Annotated in this window: 15 protein-coding genes; 6 read left to right on the top strand and 9 right to left on the bottom strand. The window is 72.1% G+C overall.

Going from position 1 to position 16,427, the window contains the following annotated elements; all coding sequences use genetic code 11:
• Positions 1-12 precede the first annotated feature (12 nt).
• Complete coding sequence (locus AS850_RS06970) at positions 13-651, bottom strand: histidine phosphatase family protein (protein WP_119868454.1); 639 nt, start codon at positions 649-651, stop codon at positions 13-15.
• A gap of 42 nt (positions 652-693) precedes the next feature.
• Complete coding sequence (locus AS850_RS06965; protein WP_119868453.1) at positions 694-1,569, bottom strand: Sir2 family NAD-dependent protein deacetylase; 876 nt, start codon at positions 1,567-1,569, stop codon at positions 694-696.
• Positions 1,570-1,691: 122 nt separating this feature from the next.
• Between AS850_RS06965 and AS850_RS06960 the strand changes: the two genes are divergently transcribed.
• Both AS850_RS06960 and AS850_RS06955 read left to right on the top strand, forming a co-directional pair.
• Positions 1,692-2,522: a TrmH family RNA methyltransferase gene (locus AS850_RS06960; protein ID WP_119870191.1), complete on the top strand. Its 831-nt coding sequence runs from the start codon at positions 1,692-1,694 to the stop codon at positions 2,520-2,522.
• Positions 2,519-3,742 carry a D-alanyl-D-alanine carboxypeptidase family protein gene (locus AS850_RS06955; protein WP_164088410.1) on the top strand — a complete coding sequence of 408 codons (1,224 nt, stop codon included), beginning with the start codon at positions 2,519-2,521 and terminating at the stop codon, positions 3,740-3,742. Before AS850_RS06960 ends, AS850_RS06955 begins: the two co-directional genes overlap by 4 nt.
• A gap of 21 nt (positions 3,743-3,763) precedes the next feature.
• Here AS850_RS06955 and AS850_RS06950 read toward each other — a convergent pair whose 3' ends face one another.
• Positions 3,764-4,558 (bottom strand): SGNH/GDSL hydrolase family protein, encoded by a 795-nt coding sequence (locus AS850_RS06950; protein ID WP_119868451.1) that lies wholly within the window; start codon positions 4,556-4,558, stop codon positions 3,764-3,766.
• Positions 4,559-4,594: 36 nt separating this feature from the next.
• On the opposite strand from AS850_RS06950, the gene AS850_RS06945 reads away from it, so the two are divergent.
• The 4 genes from AS850_RS06945 (at position 4,595) to AS850_RS06930 (ending at position 10,101) form a co-directional block, all read left to right on the top strand.
• The gene (locus AS850_RS06945) at positions 4,595-5,761 is read left to right on the top strand and encodes an acyl-CoA dehydrogenase family protein (protein WP_119868450.1); all 1,167 of its coding nucleotides are present in this window, start codon (positions 4,595-4,597) and stop codon (positions 5,759-5,761) included.
• Positions 5,762-5,883: 122 nt separating this feature from the next.
• Entirely contained in the window at positions 5,884-7,224 is a 1,341-nt protein-coding gene (gene dinB / locus AS850_RS06940) for a DNA polymerase IV (protein WP_119868449.1), read from the top strand.
• 59 nt (positions 7,225-7,283) lie between these two features.
• Positions 7,284-9,101 (top strand): DEAD/DEAH box helicase, encoded by a 1,818-nt coding sequence (locus AS850_RS06935; protein WP_119870190.1) that lies wholly within the window; start codon positions 7,284-7,286, stop codon positions 9,099-9,101.
• 790 nt (positions 9,102-9,891) lie between these two features.
• Positions 9,892-10,101, top strand: coding sequence for a hypothetical protein (locus AS850_RS06930; RefSeq protein WP_119868448.1), 210 nt, complete (start codon positions 9,892-9,894; stop codon positions 10,099-10,101).
• Here the strand turns inward: AS850_RS06930 and AS850_RS06925 are convergent.
• The 6 genes from AS850_RS06925 to AS850_RS06900 all read right to left on the bottom strand — a co-directional run bounded on the left by AS850_RS06925 (position 10,035) and on the right by AS850_RS06900 (position 16,040).
• Positions 10,035-10,721 carry a hypothetical protein gene (locus AS850_RS06925; protein WP_119868447.1) on the bottom strand — a complete coding sequence of 229 codons (687 nt, stop codon included), beginning with the start codon at positions 10,719-10,721 and terminating at the stop codon, positions 10,035-10,037. The genes AS850_RS06930 and AS850_RS06925 overlap by 67 nt on opposite strands.
• A gap of 208 nt (positions 10,722-10,929) precedes the next feature.
• Entirely contained in the window at positions 10,930-11,397 is a 468-nt protein-coding gene (locus tag AS850_RS06920; RefSeq protein WP_119868446.1) for an adenylyltransferase/cytidyltransferase family protein, read from the bottom strand.
• Entirely contained in the window at positions 11,394-12,512 is a 1,119-nt protein-coding gene (locus AS850_RS16485) for a CpsD/CapB family tyrosine-protein kinase (RefSeq protein ID WP_164088409.1), read from the bottom strand. Before AS850_RS16485 ends, AS850_RS06920 begins: the two co-directional genes overlap by 4 nt.
• The gene (locus tag AS850_RS06910) at positions 12,509-13,291 is read right to left on the bottom strand and encodes a CDP-alcohol phosphatidyltransferase family protein (protein ID WP_119868445.1); all 783 of its coding nucleotides are present in this window, start codon (positions 13,289-13,291) and stop codon (positions 12,509-12,511) included. Before AS850_RS06910 ends, AS850_RS16485 begins: the two co-directional genes overlap by 4 nt.
• Positions 13,288-14,484: a glycosyltransferase family 4 protein gene (locus AS850_RS06905; RefSeq protein ID WP_119868444.1), complete on the bottom strand. Its 1,197-nt coding sequence runs from the start codon at positions 14,482-14,484 to the stop codon at positions 13,288-13,290. Before AS850_RS06905 ends, AS850_RS06910 begins: the two co-directional genes overlap by 4 nt.
• A complete protein-coding gene (locus AS850_RS06900) occupies positions 14,484-16,040 on the bottom strand; it encodes a sugar transferase (RefSeq protein WP_119868443.1) in 1,557 nt (518 codons plus the stop codon). The genes AS850_RS06905 and AS850_RS06900 overlap by 1 nt, the downstream gene beginning before the upstream one ends.
• Between the last annotated feature and the right edge of the window lie 387 nt (positions 16,041-16,427).

The raw sequence follows: 16,427 nt of genomic DNA, 5'->3' as shown, positions 1-16,427 counted from the left end.
CCGCCGAAGCGCTCAGAGGTCGCCTCGGCCCTCCAGGGCGTTCTGGTAGTCGAACGCGTAGCGCCCGGCGGCCTCCGACTCGACCTCGATCGGGTCGTCGAAGGTGACCAGGGCGAGAGCCCCGTCGACCACCTCGAACGAGTGGATCGAACCGTTGCGGATCGGTACGCCGACGGCCACCTCCTCGTCGGGAGCCACGTGGCTGACGATCGCGCGGATCACCGCTCCGTGGGTGGCGACGACGACGGACCGGCCGGCGGCCTCCCGGGCGATCTCGAGGAGCGAGCGCTCCACGCGCACGAGGAGGTCGGCCCGGCTCTCGCGACCCGGCACCTCCGTGCCGTCCGGGAATCGGGCCTCCACCTCTTGGAAGGTCAGGCCCTCCGCCTCGCCGTAGCTGCGCTCGACCATGCCGGGCGCCGGAGTCGGCTCGGGGAGGCCGAGGCGCGAAGCGATGATCGCCCCCGTCTCGTGGGCGCGGACCAGCGGGCTCGCGACGACCCGGTCGAAGCGGCGGCGCGAGAGGAGATCGGCCGCGGCTCGGGCCTGCTCGCGACCGAGGTCGTTGAGGGGGATGTCGGTGGCGCCCTGGATCCTGCGCGCCCTGTTCCAGTCGGTCTCGCCGTGTCGCACCAGGTAGAGGAGGGTCATCGGGTGTCGTCCTTTCCGCGGCGGCGTCGCGCTGCGGGGGGACTACGCGTCGACGAGCCGTTCGAGAAGGCGCGCCAGAGTCTCCGACGTGCCGGCGTTCAGCTTAACGCTGGCCCGGGCGTCGCCCTTGGTGACGCCCCGGTTGACGATCACCACCGCCGCCTTGCGGCGGAGGGCCGCCTCCAGGAGCCGGATGCCGGAGTTCACGACCAGCGACGACCCCGCGATCACCAGCGCCTCGGCGCCCTGCACCATCGCCTTCGCCTCGGCGAAGCGCTCCACCGGGACGAACTCGCCGAAGAAGACCACGTCGGGCTTCAGGACGCCGCCGCACACGGTGCACGCGGGCACCTCGAAGGAGTCGATGTCGGAGACCTCGACGTCGCCGTCCGGGTTGAGGCGCACCTCCTCGGGGTGTTCGAGCCACGGGTTCTCGAGGGCCATGCGCGCGGCGATCGTGTCGCGGGCGAACTCCTGCCCGCAGTCGAGGCAGACCACGCGGTCGACGGTGCCGTGCAGGTCGACGACGCGCGCGGATCCTGCCCGCAGGTGGAGGCCGTCGACGTTCTGCGTGACGACGCCGTTGGTGATGCCCGCCTCCTCGAGCGCCGCGAGCGCCCGGTGCCCCGGGTTGGGCCGAGCCGACGCGAACGCGCGGTAGCCAAGGTGGCTGCCCGCCCAGTAGCGCTTGCGGCGCTCCTCGCTCGCCACGAACTGCTGGAACGTCATGGGGTGCCGGACCGGTGCCCCCTCGCCTCGGTAGTCGGGGATCCCGGAGTCGGTGGAGACGCCGGCGCCCGTCAGGACAGCGACGCGGCGGCCCCGGAGGACGGCGACGGCCTCGTCGAGACCTCGGTCGAGGGCGGCTCCGTGGTCGGCGGGAGGCCCTGCGACGTGGGTGGTGGCTGGGTCCGGCATGGGTGGTGCTCCTCAAAGGCGGGTGACGTTAGCCTAAACAACGTCTCTTTCCGATATGTTTCCGACTCCTGTGCGTGGTCCTCCGACCGTCGCTGCGCCGGGGTCTCCTCCTGGAGCGTGCCGTGCGCATCACCCCCATCTCCGACCTCGATCGGCCGGAGCTCGACGACTACTCGCGACTCACCGACGTCGCCCTGCGTCGCAAGCGCGAACCGGAGGACGGCCTCTACATCGCCGAGTCGTCGAAGGTCATCTCCCGGGCCCTCGCGGCCGGGCATCGGCCGCGCTCGATCCTGCTCGGCGAGAAGTGGCTGGCCGACATCGAGCCTCTCGTCCGCGAGTTCGACGGCGACATCTTCGTGGGGGAGCCTGCGCTCCTCGAGCAGCTGACGGGGTACCACCTCCACCGGGGCGCCCTGGCGTCCATGCACCGTCCGGCCCTGCCGACGGTGGCCGAGATCCTGCAGGATGCCCGGCGCGTCGTCGTCCTGGAGGACATCGTCGACCACACCAACGTGGGCGCGATCTTCCGCGCCGTCGCGGGTCTCGGCGCCGACGCGGTCCTCGTCACCCCCCGCTGCGCCGATCCGCTCTACCGGCGGAGCGTCCGCGTCAGCATGGGGACGGTTCTCCAGGTGCCGTGGACCCGCCTGCCGGACTGGCCGGAGGGCAGCGACCTGCTCCGGGCGGCCGGCTTCGAGATCGCGGCGCTTGCCCTCAGCGACGACGCGGTGACCCTCGACGCCTACGCGGCCGATCCACCCGAGCGCGTCGCGCTCCTGTTCGGCACCGAGGGCGACGGCCTGTCGACGAACGCGCTCCGGGCCGCCGACCGCGTCGTCACCATCCCGATGCTCCACGGCGTCGACAGCCTCAACGTGGCGGCCGCCTCCGCCGTCGCGCTGTGGGCGCTCCGCGTCGGCGCCACCCCCTCCGCAGGAGCCGAGGCGTGAGCCGGTCGGGCTCCGGCGCCCACCGGGTGCGGCGCCGGCTCGTCGGGGCGCTCCTCGCCGTCGTCGTGGTCGCCTCGGCGGTCTACTTCCCGGCGACGCTCCTGGCACCGCCGCCGACCGCCGCCGCCTCCGTGACCTCGCCCGCTCCACCGTCCTCGTCCCCGGTCGACCCGACCTTCCCGACCTACGGGGCGACCGGCGTCGAGGCCCTCGGCTTCGACGACAGCCTCACCACCTCCGGAGACACGAGACCGCGCTCGATCGCGTCGATCTCCAAGATCGTGACCGCGCTCGTCGTGCTCGACAAGCGGCCCCTCCGGGGCGGGTCCGGGCCGACGATCACCTTCACCGCGGCCGACCACGCGCTCTACGACACCTACCTCGCGAAGAACGGCGAGGTCGCACCGATGGCGACGGGTGCGCGGCTGAGCGAGCGGCAGACGCTCCAGGTCGCGCTCATCAAGTCGGCGAACAACTACGCCGGGGCGCTCTCCGCCTGGGCCTTCGGGTCGAACGACCAGTTCGTCGCCGCGACCCGCACCTGGCTCCGGGAGAACCACCTCTCGAACACGACGCTCGTCGAGCCCACGGGCCTCGACCCGAGGAACAGGAGCACCGCCGCCGATCTCGTCCGCCTCGGCACCCTCGCCCTCCAGAACCCCGACGTGAAGGCCATCGTGGCCACCGAGCGCGTGTCGATCCCGGGCGTGGGGGTCGTCACCAACTCCAACCGGCTGCTCGGCGTCGACGGCGTCGAGGGGATCAAGACCGGCACCCTCGACGAGGCGGGCGCCTGCCTCCTGTTCGCCTCCCGCGAGACGATCGCGGGGCGCGAGGTGACCATCGTCGGGGTGATGCTCGGCGGAAAGGACCACGACTCCCTCGACACCGACGTCCGGAGGCTGCTGGCCTCCGTCAGGGCCGGGTTCCGGACCGTCACCCCGGTGAAGAAGGGCGACGTCGTCGGGACCTACTCGACGAAGTGGGGCGCGACGGCACGGGCCGAGGCCGACGCGACCGTCTCGCGGCTCGTGTACGGGGCTCCTGCGATCTCGACGGAGGTCTCGACCGAGCGGCTGCGCTCGGGGACTGCCGGCGAGCGCGTCGGAACGCTCGACGTGGCGATCGCGGGGGAGAAGGTCGCCGTGCCGCTCCGGCTCGACCGCGCCCTGACGGCGCCGACCGCGTGGTGGCGCATCACGAACCCGCAGCTCGGCTGACGCCCGGCGCGAGAGGAGGCGTCACTCCGCCCTGTCGTCGCCCAGGAAGACCGCGAGCGGCGTGGGACGCTTGGCGGACCGGCCGTCGCCCGACGACTGGTGCCGGACCCGCCGGAGCACCCACGGCACGAGGTACTCCCGGGCCCAGCCGATGTCCTCGCGCCGCGCCGCGCGCCACAGCTGCGGTTCCGCGGGCGGGAGCTCGTAGGGCTGGAGGTCGTTCTCGACGGCGAGCGACGACAGGACCATGCGCGCGATCGTGTGGTGGCCGAGCGGCGAGAAGTGCAGGCGGTCGGGCGCCCACATCCTGCTGTCGGCGAGCTCGCGGAGAGCCCACATGTCGGCGACCACGGCGTCGTGACGGAGCGCGATCGTGTGGATGTTCTCGTTGTAGATCGCGACCTTGCCGCGGATCCGCCCCAGCACGGGCGTCTGCCCGATGTCCGGGCCGGTGAACAGGACGACCGTCGCGCCGTCGGCACCGAGGCGGGCGACGAGCCCCTCGAGGCGGGAGGCGACCTCGTCGGGGTCGGTGCCGGGACGGATGATGTCGTTGCCGCCGGCCGAGACGGTGACGAGGTCGGGGCGGAGCTCCAGGGCCGCGTCCGTCTGCTCGTCGATGATCTGCTGCAGGAGCCGGCCCCGGATCGCGAGGTTGGCGTAGGCGAAGTCGTCCGTCGACGAGCCCAGCACCTCGGCCGTGCGATCGGCCCAGCCGCGCATGCCTCCGGGGACGCGGGGCTCGGGATCGCCGACCCCTTCGGTGAACGAGTCGCCGATGGCGACGTAGCGGGACCACGGATGAAGACGAGCCATGTTCCCAACGGTACGCCTTCGGCATAGCGTGGTCGGGTGACCATCGCCCCTGTCGACCCGACCCTCCTCCTCGACGACGCGCTCCTCGAGCGCTTCCGCTCGCGAGCCGCGGGGTACGACGAGCGCAACGAATTCCCGACCGAGGACTTCGAGGAGCTGCGCGCCCTCGGCTACCTGCGTCTCGCCGTTCCCGTGGCCGCAGGAGGCTCGGGGCTCGGCCTCGAGGATATCGCCCGACTCCAGAGCCGGCTGGCCGAGGCGGCACCCGCGACGGCCCTCGCGGTCAACATGCACCTCGTCTGGACCGCGACGGCGAGCATCCTGAGGGCCCGCGGAGACGACTCGCTGGGGCTGGTCCTCGACGACGCGGCCGCCGGGGAGGTGTTCGCCTTCGGGGTGAGCGAACCGTCCAACGACCTCGTGCTGTTCGACTCGGTCACCCGCGCCGAGCCCGCAGGAGACGGCGGCTACCGATTCACGGGCACGAAGATCTTCACCTCGCTCTCTCCCGTGTGGACGCGGCTCGGCGTCTTCGGCCGCGACGACTCCGACGAGGCGGCACCCACGATCGTGCACGGCTTCCTCCGGCGCGACGACCCGGGGCACCGCTCGCTCGGCGACTGGGACACGGTGGGCATGCGGGCTACGCAGAGCCACACGACGGTGCTCGACGGCGCGCCGGTCGCCGCTTCGCGGATCGTCCGCGTCCTGCCCGTCGGCCCGAGCGCGGATCCGCTCGTGTTCGGGATCTTCGCCGCCTTCGAGACGCTCATCGCCGCCGTCTACCGGGGCATCGCCCGCCGGGCCCTCCGACTCGCGGTCGACGCCGCCTCCGCGCGCACCTCGCGGCGGGCCGGTGGCGCCTCGCTGGCCCTCGATCCCGTCGTCCGGTGGCGCGTCGCGGACGCCGCCATCGACGTCGACGGCCTCGAACCTCAGGTCGACCGCGTAGCGCAGGATGTGGACGCCCTCGTCGATCACGGAGCGGACTGGTTCCCGAGGCTCGTCGGCCTCAAGGTGCGCGCCACCGAGACCGCCGCGCGCGTCGTCGACCAGGCCATCACGATCGCGGGCGGGTCGTCTTTCCGGGCCGACACCGAGCTGGGACGGCTGTACCGCGACGTGCTGGCGGGACGGTTCCACCCGTCGTCGACCGACTCGGCGCACGCCACCGTGGCGCAGAGGCTGCTCGGGCCGCTGTAGGCGAGGCTCCGGCGTCCCCCGCGGCGTCGGCGGGACCCTGCTCCGTCGTCTCGCGGGGGTCGGTGGCTCGTGCTCACGGGTGTCGGTGGCTCGTGTGAGCATGGTCTCGAAGGAGGCGGCGGGTGAGCAAACAGGACGGCAGCGGTCGGCAGGTCACGGCGTACGCGACCGACGACGCGACGGCGGGCATCCTGCACGTCGACATGGACGCCTTCTTCGCCTCCGTCGAGCTGCTGGAGCACCCCGAGCTGGTCGGCCTGCCGGTCGTCGTGGGTCATCGCTCGCAGCGGTCGGTCGTCACGGCGGCCACCTACGAGGCCCGCAAGTACGGCGTCAATTCCGCGATGCCGATGGCCGTCGCCCTTCGGCGCTGTCCCCAGGCGATCGTCCTCGAACCGCACTTCGAGCGTTACCGGCACTTCTCGTCGGTCGTCATGTCGATGTTCGACGACGTCACCCCGCTCGTCGAGCGCCTGGGCATCGACGAGGCGTTCCTCGACGTGACCGGTTCCCGGCGGCTCCTGGGCTCCACCTTCGAGATCGCGACGGCGCTCCGCCGCCGTGTCTTCGCCGAGACGGGACTGCACTGCAGCATCGGGGCCGCGTCGACGAAGTTCGTCGCGAAGCTCGCGTCGAGCGTCGCGAAACCCGATGGGCTGCTCATCGTCCCGCACGACGAGACGATCGCGTTCCTCCACCCTCGGCCCATCGGGGCGCTCTGGGGCGTCGGTGGTCGCACCGAAGAGGTGCTGCGGGGCTACGGCCTCGCGACCATCGGCGACGTCGCGCACGCGCCCCTCGAGTTCCTGCAGCGCGCCATCGGGCAGGCGGGCGGGGCGAAGATCCACGCGTTGTCGTGGGGGCGCGACCCCCGGCGGATCGAGACGAGGGTCGACGAGAAGAGCGTCGGTCACGAGGTCACGTTCGAGCACGACGTGGCCGACGCCGACCAGATCCGGCGCGAGCTCTTCCGGCTGAGCGACCAGGTCGGCAGGAGACTCCGCGCGGCGGGCGCGTCCGGGCGCACGGTGGTGCTCAAGCTGCGCTTCGGCGACTTCACGACGATCACGCGCTCGAAGACGCTCGCCGAGCCGACCGACCTCGGTCGCCGCATCTACGAGGAGGTGCGCGGCGTCTACGAGGCCTCCGGCAAGCAGCTGACGCCGATCCGCCTGGTCGGCGTGCGGCTCGAGCAGTTGACGCTCGAGGGCGGCTCCTCCGGAGCCGTGGGGCTCTGGGACGACGACGCCGACTGGCGCGAGGCGGAGACGACGATGGACGCCCTTCGCGCCCGCTTCGGCCCCGGGAGCGTGACGTCCGCGAGCCTCCTGGGCACGTCGACCAAGCGCCTGTCGCGCGGCACGCGGCCCGAGCGTCGCGACACGCCCGAGGCTCCGGCGCAGGCCCCCGTCGTTCCCCGCAACACCCCGGACGTGTCGGAGCCGCCGTGGCGCCCCGAGTAGAATCGGGCGAAGTGAGCATCGCCAGCACAACCCCTCCCGACGAGCCGCAGGGCCCCGATCTGGGCCAGGCGGAGTCCGTCGAATCCGCGGGCGTCTCCGCCGGGAACTCGGCCGCCGAGCACCTTTCGCCCGCCTTCCCCGAGCGGGCCGCCTGGGGCACCGCGGGCAAGCTGCGCGCCTGGCAGGCCGAGGCGCTGGAGAAGTACTTCGCGACGTCGCCGCGCGACTTCCTCGCCGCCGCGACACCCGGCGCCGGCAAGACGACCTTCGCCCTCCGCCTCGCGACCGAGCTCCTCTCGCGCGGTGAGATCGACCGCGTCGTCGTCGTCGCCCCGACGGAGCACCTCAAGCGCCAGTGGGCCGACGCCGCCGACCGCGTCAACCTCCGGCTCGACCCGATGTTCAAGAACGGCGACGGCACCTTCGGGCGGCACTACCACGGCGTCGCGATCACCTACGCGCAGGTCGGGATGAAGCCCGAGGTCCACCGGGCCATCACGGAGGCGGGGCGCACCCTCGTCATCCTCGACGAGGTCCACCACGGCGGCGACGCCCTCACCTGGGGCGACGGCATCCGCGAGGCGTTCGGCCGAGCGACCCGACGGCTCTCCCTCACTGGTACCCCGTTCCGCTCCGACACGGCTCCGATCCCGTTCGTCCAGTACGCGCCCGACGAGCACGGCATCCGCACCTCGCAGTCCGACTACTCCTACGGGTACGGTCGGGCCCTCGCCGACGGCGTCGTGCGCCCCGTCCTGTTCATGGCCTACGCCGGAGCCATGCGCTGGCGCACCCGGATGGGCGACGAGATGAGCGCCACGCTCGGCGAAGCCGTCACCAAAGACATCACCGCGCAGGCCTGGCGAACGGCCCTGTCCCCGCAGGGCGACTGGATGCAGGCCGTGCTGTCGGCCGCCGACAAGCGGCTCACCGAGGTCCGGCGCGGCGTCCCCGACGCCGGCGGCCTCGTCATCGCGACCGACCACACGGCCGCACGCGCCTACTCGACGATCCTCACCCGGCTCACGGGGGAGCGACCGACGGTCGTCCTCTCCGACGAGAAGGCCGCGAGCGACCGGATCCAGGCGTTCTCCGACGGCGACAGCCGCTGGATGGTCGCTGTCCGAATGGTCTCCGAGGGAGTCGACGTCCCCCGGCTGGCCGTCGGCGTCTACGCCACCAGCGCCTCCACGCCGCTCTTCTTCGCCCAGGCGGTGGGCCGGTTCGTCCGTGCCCGACGCCGCGGAGAGACCGCATCGATCTTCCTTCCGAGCGTCCCGAGCCTCATGGCTCTCGCCGGACAACTCGAGCTCGAACGCGACCACGCCCTCGACCGACCCACCGACGCCGACGACGGGCTCTTCACCCCCGAGGAGGACGCCCTCGTCGCCGAGGCCAACCGCGAGGAGAAGGCGTCCAGCCTTCTCGAGCAGCAGCCGTTCGAGGCCCTCGACGCGCAGGCCTCGTTCGACCGCGTCCTCTACGACGGCGGAGAGTTCGGCTCCGGCGGCGAGATCGGCAGCCTGGAGGAGCTCGACTTCATCGGCATCCCCGGGCTCCTGGAGCCCGACCAGGTGCGCGACCTCCTCCGTCAGCGCCAGGCCACCCAGGCGGGCCGCGCGAAACGCGCCCCGAAGACGGGTCTGCCGACGCAGGTCGTGCAGGAGGCCCGGCCGCTCTACCAGACCATCAAGGAGCAGCGGCAGGAGCTCAGCCGCCTCGTCTCGATCTGGTCGCGCCACTCGAACGAACCCCACGGCACGATCCACGCCGACCTGCGCCGGATCAGCGGCGGCCCCGCCGTCGCTCAGGCCTCCACGGAGCAGATCCAGAAGCGGATCGACGTGCTCCGCGGCCGGATCGGCAGCCGCCGCTAGCGCGGTCGCGGCCCCGCCCCTGCCCCTGCCCCGGCGCCGGTCGCCGCCGGTCACCCCGCGAGACTCCACAACACGCCGATCACCTTGCGCCGACGTGGCAAAACGTGGAGTCGCAGCACGCCCGGGCCCCGCGCCGCCGGGCCCCACCCCGCGAGACTCCACAACACGCCGCTCAGCTTCCGCCCACGTGGCAAAACGTGGAGTCGCGGCACGCATCGGTCACACGCGGCCACGCCCCACCCCGCGAGACTCCACAACACGCCGCTCACGTTCCACCGACGTGGCAAAACGTGGAGTCGCGGCACGCATCGGTCACACGCGGCCACGCCCCACCCCGCGAGACTCCACAACACGCCGCTCACGTTCCACCGACGTGGCAAAACGTGGAGTCGCAGCACGCCCGGGCCCCGCGCCGCCGGGCCCCACCCCGCGAGACTCCACAACACGCCGCTCACATTCCGCCCACGTGGCAAAACGTGGAGTCGCAACACGCGCCGGCCACACGCGGCCACGCCCCACCCCGCAAGACTCCACAACACGCCGCTCAGCCTCCGCCCACGTGGCAAAACGTGGAGTCGCAACACGCGTCGGCCACACGCGGCCACGCCCCACCCCGCGAGACTCCACAACACGCCGCTCACATTCCGCCCACGTGGCAAAACGTGGAATCGCAGCGCGCGCGGGGCCGCCCGCCGCCGGGGCCGACACGAAAGTGCAGCGACCCGGGCGCCGACCAGGCCGGTCGCCCACCGCAGAGGGCGACCCCGCGCCCAGCCAGTACGATCGCAGGATGCTCGACGAAAGCGGACCCGACAGCTGGCTCGTCCGCCGGCACGACTCGAGCCCGCCCGAGGCGCTCGTCGAGGCCTTCGCGCGCGGATACAAGCTCACCGCGTGGTCTCTCGTCGAGTCGGAGCGGCACCCGCTCGGGGTCTACACCTCGAAGGAACTCGCCGAGACGGCCTGGTGGCGGCACCGGGACTCGTCCGAGGACGCCTGAATCGGCCGGACGTCGGCGCCCGGTGCACAGCGGGCGCAGCATTCGTCCTGCACGAGCGCCCGGGATGCGGAGGCGCCGCACCCGGCAGTCGGAGCGGGGGCGAGATCGGGCAGATCGCCGACGTCGTAGCCGGTGATCCCGGCGTCGTGGGCCAGGAAGGCCGCCCGGACGCCGAACGTCTCGGTCGGACCGATGGTGAGCAGCATCGTCAGCCAGAGGCGGTCGTCGTAGCGCGGTGACGGCGGACCGGGGCGCTCCAGGATGAAGACGAAGGACGCCGCCGCGAACTCGCGCGCGAGCGAGCGCAGCATCTCGATCAGACCCTCGCCGTCGGCGCTGCCTCCCCGGAGGGGGATGTCACCCAGGGGGACCATGACCGGGAGCTGCACGTCGTCGGCGTCGAGCAGCAGGAGCCACAGCTGCCGCTGCACGGCGCACGGCACCAGCTGCCGGACGCGGGCGTCGAGGTCGCAGCGCGTGGACAGCGGTCGGTGGGAGTCGAAGGTCGAGGAGTCGGGCGACGGAGAAGGAATCGCCGAGGAGGACCCTGAAGAGGGAGACGACGACGGGGACGACGACGCGACGGGGCGGGAGGCGTTGGAGGGTGCGGTGAGTGTCATGCGACGAGCATCGGTCACGGGGGCGAGGCGCGACGCTGTTCTCCACAGGGCCCCGGGCATCCTGCGCGCCAGCGCCGCCTGTGGAGGAACGATGCCGACCACGAGACGAAGCCGACGACGAGACGATGCCGACCACGAGACGGCGCCGGGCGCGAGGCGAACCCGGGCGCGAGGCGAACCCGGGCGCGAGGCGAACCCGCCGGAGTCGCTACCGACCGCCCGCGGACGCCGCGTCGGCGTCGTCGAGCCGAGAGACGGCTCGGCGGAGGACGGTGCTCGACGTCGACATCGTGTAGGGGAAGTACACGACCTCGACCCCGACGGCGGCGAACTCCCGCTCGAGCCGCAGGCCCTTCTCCGTGCCGCGCCAGTCGTCGCCCTTGAAGAACACGTCGAAGCGGAGCTCCCGCCACACGTCGAGCTTGTCCGGCACGGTCTCGGCGTAGGCGCGGTCGACGAAGTCGATGTGGCTGACGATCTCGAGGCGTTCCGCGAGGGGCACCATCGGCGACATGCTCTTGGTGAGCTGGAGCATCTCGTCGGAGACCACCCCGGCGATCAGCTCGTCGCACTGGCTCTTCGCGTGGCGGAGCAGGTTGAGGTGGCCGATGTGGAACAGGTCGTACGCGCCGGCGGCGTAGCCGACCCGGGGGGAGGAGGGGGTAAGAGACGTCATGACGGATCCTTCCTGTCGTCGAGGGGTCGCGCGAGGTCGGCGATCGAGAAGCCGCTGCGCACCGGAGCGGGCACCGGGGCGGGAGCCGAGGACGCGGCGCGGAACGACGTCTCGACCCGTGAGCCCGCGGAGGCGTCTCGGAAGTCGGTGGGCATCCACGTGCGGCGCAGCAGAACACGGTGGCGCGGAGCGACCGCGGTCATCACGACGCCGAGCGGCTCGACGTCGAGGGCGATCAGCTCGGCGTAGAGCGACACGAGCGACTCCACCGTCGTCCGGTTGGACCGGACCACGAGGAGCACGGCCGAGGCCGCGGGAGCGATGCTCCGGAGCGGGACGGGGAGCGAGTTGCTGGCGGCCTGCGAGACCGTGACGTCGTAGCGCTCCCCGAGGGCGCCGAGGAACCGGTCGACCTCGTGGAGGCGGTCCGCGGGCCGCGCGGAGGAGACGCGGTCGCTGACGCCGAGACGCTCGTAGCCGTGCGAGTCCGGGCGTGTCGTCTGGCCGAGGGGCTCCTCGACGAGGGGTGACTCGCCGGCGAGCATCCTGCTCTCGAAGTCGGTGCGCACGAGCGCGGGGACGTACCCGCTCTCGACGAGAGCGCGGGCGAGGCCCGCGTCGACGCCGGAGGTCTCGGCGACGCTGTCGGTGCGGGCGATGACGATCCGCTCGGGCAGGGCGCCGCCGAAGAGGGCTCGCGTGTTGAGCAGACCCTCGCGGAGGGACGTGCGCATGCGGCGCGACGACCCCCGCTGGCCGAAGGCGCTGTCGTCGACGTCGTCCGGGTCGATGGTCGCGGCGGGCAGGAGCGCGACGACCGGCAGACCGGTCACGCGGCGGACGTCGTCGACGGTCGTGACCCTCGGGTGGAGGTGGACGAGCACGAGCCCGACGACGGCCCCTCCCGCGATGCCGAGGGCCACGAAGACGAGCAGGACGACGGCCACGACGGCGTTGGGCGCGTCGACCGGCGCGGTCCCGCGGGGCACGACCTGGAGGGCCGCGACGCCCACGACGAGGCCGATGAGCGCGGATCCTGCGAGCACGGCCCAGCGCCGGCGCAGCTGCGCCGCGACGTCGAAGATGCCCGACCGGTCCCGCGCGGGGCCGGTCACGGGCGGTCCTCGCGGGAGGGCAGCTCGCCGAGGCCCTTGAGCTCACGGAACCACTTCGGGAGCGCGAGCACGAGGTAGAGCGTGTTGGCGGCGAAGAACGCCAGGTAGACGACCGTGAAGCCGAGAGGCCAGGCCAGCAGGATGAACGACAGGCACATCAGGCCGTAGTCGGTCGGCACGACGGCGAGGGAGTAGAGGGCGCTGGTCGAGCGGCTCCCGCGCGTCGGCACGCCGGTGCGCACGTTCTCGGCGCGGCGCAGGAGGTCGGTCAGCACGATGGCGAAGAAGGCGACGGCGGCCACGACCATGTAGACCAGCGGCACGCCGAGGACGGCCTCGCGGCCCTGGGGCGCGCGCAGGAAGCTCAGGAACACCGCCAGGTGGAGCGTGCCGATCTTGGTCGCGTCGATCACGTGATCGAGCCATTCGCCCGACGGGCTGCCGCCTCCGCGGAGGCGCGCCAGCTGGCCGTCGGCGGAGTCGAGGGCGTAACCGGCGACGAGCAGGAGCACGACGGCCACGGCACCGAGGACCGACACGGGAACGAACGCGATCACCGCGATGCCCGCGAACGTGAACAGCGCGCTGACGGCGGTCACCTGGTTCGGCGTCGCCCCGAGCTGGTAGGCGAGGGCCGCCAAGTAGCGCCCGAGGCGCCGGTTGACGAAGCGCGAGTACGCCGGGGCGCCGCTCGACGACTTCTGGGCGGAGGCGAGGCGGGCGAGGGACTGCGAGTAAGACTCCTGCGGTGTCCGCGAGGAGGTGGAGGTGGCGCTCACGAGGCCACCGCCAGCGACCGTGCCGCGGCACGACCGTGGAGTTCGCCGTCGACGACGGCGCTGATGCGACGACGCATGCGCTCGGGGGTGAACTCGTCGAGGTACGCCTGCTGGGCGCGCTTGCCGGCCTCCGCGAGCGTCGCGACGTCGAGGGACGCCAGCAGGTGGGCGAGTGCATCGACGTCGCGGCAGTCGAACAGCCAGCCGGTCTCGCCCTCTCGGATGACCTCCTCGGGCCCGCCCGAGCGGCTGGCGATCACGGCGCGACCCTCGCTGAAGGCCTCGACGGCGACGAGGCCGAAGCCCTCGAGCGTGTCGGTCGGCAGGATGACGGCGTCGGCGGCCTGCAGGTACGGGGTGGCGTCGTCGACCTCGCCGACGACGACGACGGTCTCGGGCCGCGACACGTGGCGGGCGACGAGCTCGGGCACGTCGACGCCGAGACCCACCTCGGGAGCGGCGCCGAGGATGACGAGCTCGCCCGGGCATCCTGCCTTCTCCCAGGCCCGGAGGAGGGTCGCGTGGCCCTTGTGCGGGTTCCAGCGGCTGGCGACGACGTAGTGCGGTCGCGGGTGCGCCGGAGCCTCGGCGGGAAGATCACGCGAGCGGTGGGGTACCCCGTTGTGTACCACCACCGCCCGCGCGTCCTCGGCGAGACCCGACGCGCCGAGGACCGAGCGCGAGACGGCCACGAGGGCCGTGCACGCGCGCGCCAGGGGGCGAAGACCTACCCGGTCCTTCGCACCCCATGGTTCTTGGAGGTGACCGACGACCCGGCGGATCCCGACGAGGCGGGCCAGCGGGGCGACGGGGAGACAGGCGCTCGTGGCGCAGTAGACGAGATCGAAGTGGCGTCCCTGGAGTCGGGCCAGCGTCCGGACGGCATCGCGTCCGAGGCGGAGAAAGCCTCCCGGCGTCAGCTTCATGCGGCGCAGGATGGGGAGCGGGTGCCGCTCCACCCTCGCGCCGAGCTCGCTGAGCAGCGGGCCGAGACGGCCGGGCTCCACGTCGGTGGGGAGCCAGACCGTCACGTCGAGGTCGTCCGTGGAGACGAGTTCGGAGACCACTTCGAGGACGATGCGGTCGGACCCGTACATCTCGTCCGAGGAGTGCACGACAAGGACGCGGCTGCGACGAGCGCCGTGCCGGGTGACGGGGCGGTCGATCTCTCGCTCGGTCGTCGATTCGCTCATCAGTAGGCTCCCGTCGGTTTCAGGATGACTTTCACGGTGCGCCACATCAGGACGAAGTCGACGGTCATCGACCAGTTCTCGACGTAGTAGAGGTCGAGGCGGACGCTCTCCTCCCAGCTGAGGTCGCTGCGTCCGTTCACCTGCCACATCCCGGTCAGTCCGGGCTTGATGTAGAGGCGGCGGTGGACGTGATCGGCGTAGCCCTCGACCTCGCGGGGGAGCGGCGGGCGCGGTCCGACGATGCTCATCGAGCCGCCGAGGATGTTGAACAGCTGGGGCAGCTCGTCGAGCGAGTAGCGGCGCAGGATCCGGCCGACCCGGGTCACCCGCGGGTCGTCGCGCATCTTGAACAGGAGGCCGGCGCCCTCGGACTGCGACTGCAGCGCGGCGAGGCGCTCCTCCGCGTCGACGACCATCGTGCGGAACTTCAGCATCGTGAAGCGCTGGCCGTCGCGACCGACGCGCTCCTGACGGAAGAGGACCGGGCCGTCGCTGTCGAGACGCACCAGCATCGCGATGACGGCGAGCACGGGAAGGGCCAGGAGGACGGCGATCCCGGACAGGACGACGTCCGTGGCGCGCTTCATGAGGTGCTTCGGCCCGTCGAACTGCGGCAGCTCGACGTGCATCAGGGGAAGGCCCTCGACGGGACGGAAGTGGATCCGGGGACCGGCGACGTTCGCGAGCCGCGAGGCGATCACGAGCTCCGTCGCCCGACCCTCGAGGCTCCAGCCGAGGTCGCGGAGGTAGTCGGTGCCGTGGCGGGGATCGCCGGCGACGATCACGCTCTCGACGTTCATCCGCCAGACGGCCCGAGAGACGTCGTCGAGGCCCGCGACCACGGGGACGACGCGTCGACCGATGGAGATGCCGGACACGTCCTCGTCGTCGACGACGGCTCCGACGACGTCGTAGAGCGCGCCGGGCTTCTCGTCGATGCGGTCGATGACGTAGCGGACGTCGGCGCGACTTCCGACGACGACGGCGCGGGACAGGTAGTTGCCCATCGTGCGCTGGCGGACGAGCCACCGGCGGAGGGTGAAGCGCGACGCGATGAGGCCGAGCGCACCCCCGGGCAGCGCGACGAAGAAGTACGCCCGCATGCTCTGGTGGCCGGTGATCGAGATGATCAGGGCGATCACGGTGAACGTCAGGACGGTGGCGTTGACGACGCGCTTGTACTCGGCGGCGCCGGTCCCGACGACGGCGAGGTCGCGGGTCCGGTGGACGGCCAGGCAGAGCGCCCAGAGGACGCCGATCCCGACGGGGTAGCCGATCGATTCGAAGACCGACTCGGGAGCGGCCGCGGCGATGCCGGCCGCGGTCTTGTCGAGGCCCTCGCGGAACGCCTCAACGAAGGAGGCGACGACGACGCTCAGGGTGACGATGATCGCGTCCGTGGCCAGGAGGCGGCGCCGGTAGCGCACCGCCCAGCCGACTCCGGAGGCGCCGCCCACCCGATCGCCTGGATCCGCCCACTCCGCCTGCGCTGATCGCACCGGCACGGGGAACGCGGCACGGCGGGTCTGGCCGATGTCGCGGCCGAGGCCGGTCATGATTCCACAACCGATTCGGGGCGGCTGTGGGTACGCGAAAGCGCACGGGAGGGCTGCAGGGTAAGCATGGATCTCAGGTTCGGGTAGGCGGCGCTGTGCCGACAGATCACTTTTCGGGAGTGATCGGCGGCCGGGTTCGAGTGGACGAGCGGAGATCGGGTTCCAGTCGTCCACCCGGGCGACGACGCGATGTCTGATCCGGTGAGGGGCCGTCGGGTACGGCTTGTCTCGAGGCTCGGAGCGCGTCGACGATTTCGGGTGTCGGGTGCAGCTTTTCGGGTGTGTTCTACGGGTGTTCCGCGGCTGGACCGCGGGTGTTTCTTCGGGTGTGGTACTTCCCCAGTTCTACCGGGTGTGCTCTGACGGTATTGCATCCGACACACGAAG

It is taken from the genome of Frondihabitans sp. 762G35 (assembly GCF_002074055.1).
Lineage (GTDB): Bacteria > Actinomycetota > Actinomycetes > Actinomycetales > Microbacteriaceae > Frondihabitans.
The sequence above is the reverse complement of the archived record's forward strand: the minus strand, read 5'-3'. Positions and strand labels throughout refer to the sequence as shown.

Coding starts and splice junctions, on each gene's coding strand:
- AS850_RS06970 (WP_119868454.1), bottom strand. CDS start 651: ATGACCCTCCTCTACCTGGTGCGACACGGCGAGACCGACTGGAACAGG.
- AS850_RS06965 (WP_119868453.1), bottom strand. CDS start 1,569: ATGCCGGACCCAGCCACCACCCACGTCGCAGGGCCTCCCGCCGACCAC.
- AS850_RS06950 (WP_119868451.1), bottom strand. CDS start 4,558: ATGGCTCGTCTTCATCCGTGGTCCCGCTACGTCGCCATCGGCGACTCG.
- AS850_RS06930 (WP_119868448.1), top strand. CDS start 9,892: ATGCTCGACGAAAGCGGACCCGACAGCTGGCTCGTCCGCCGGCACGAC.
- AS850_RS06925 (WP_119868447.1), bottom strand. CDS start 10,721: ATGACACTCACCGCACCCTCCAACGCCTCCCGCCCCGTCGCGTCGTCG.
- AS850_RS06920 (WP_119868446.1), bottom strand. CDS start 11,397: ATGACGTCTCTTACCCCCTCCTCCCCCCGGGTCGGCTACGCCGCCGGC.
- AS850_RS06905 (WP_119868444.1), bottom strand. CDS start 14,484: ATGAGCGAATCGACGACCGAGCGAGAGATCGACCGCCCCGTCACCCGG.
- AS850_RS06900 (WP_119868443.1), bottom strand. CDS start 16,040: ATGACCGGCCTCGGCCGCGACATCGGCCAGACCCGCCGTGCCGCGTTC.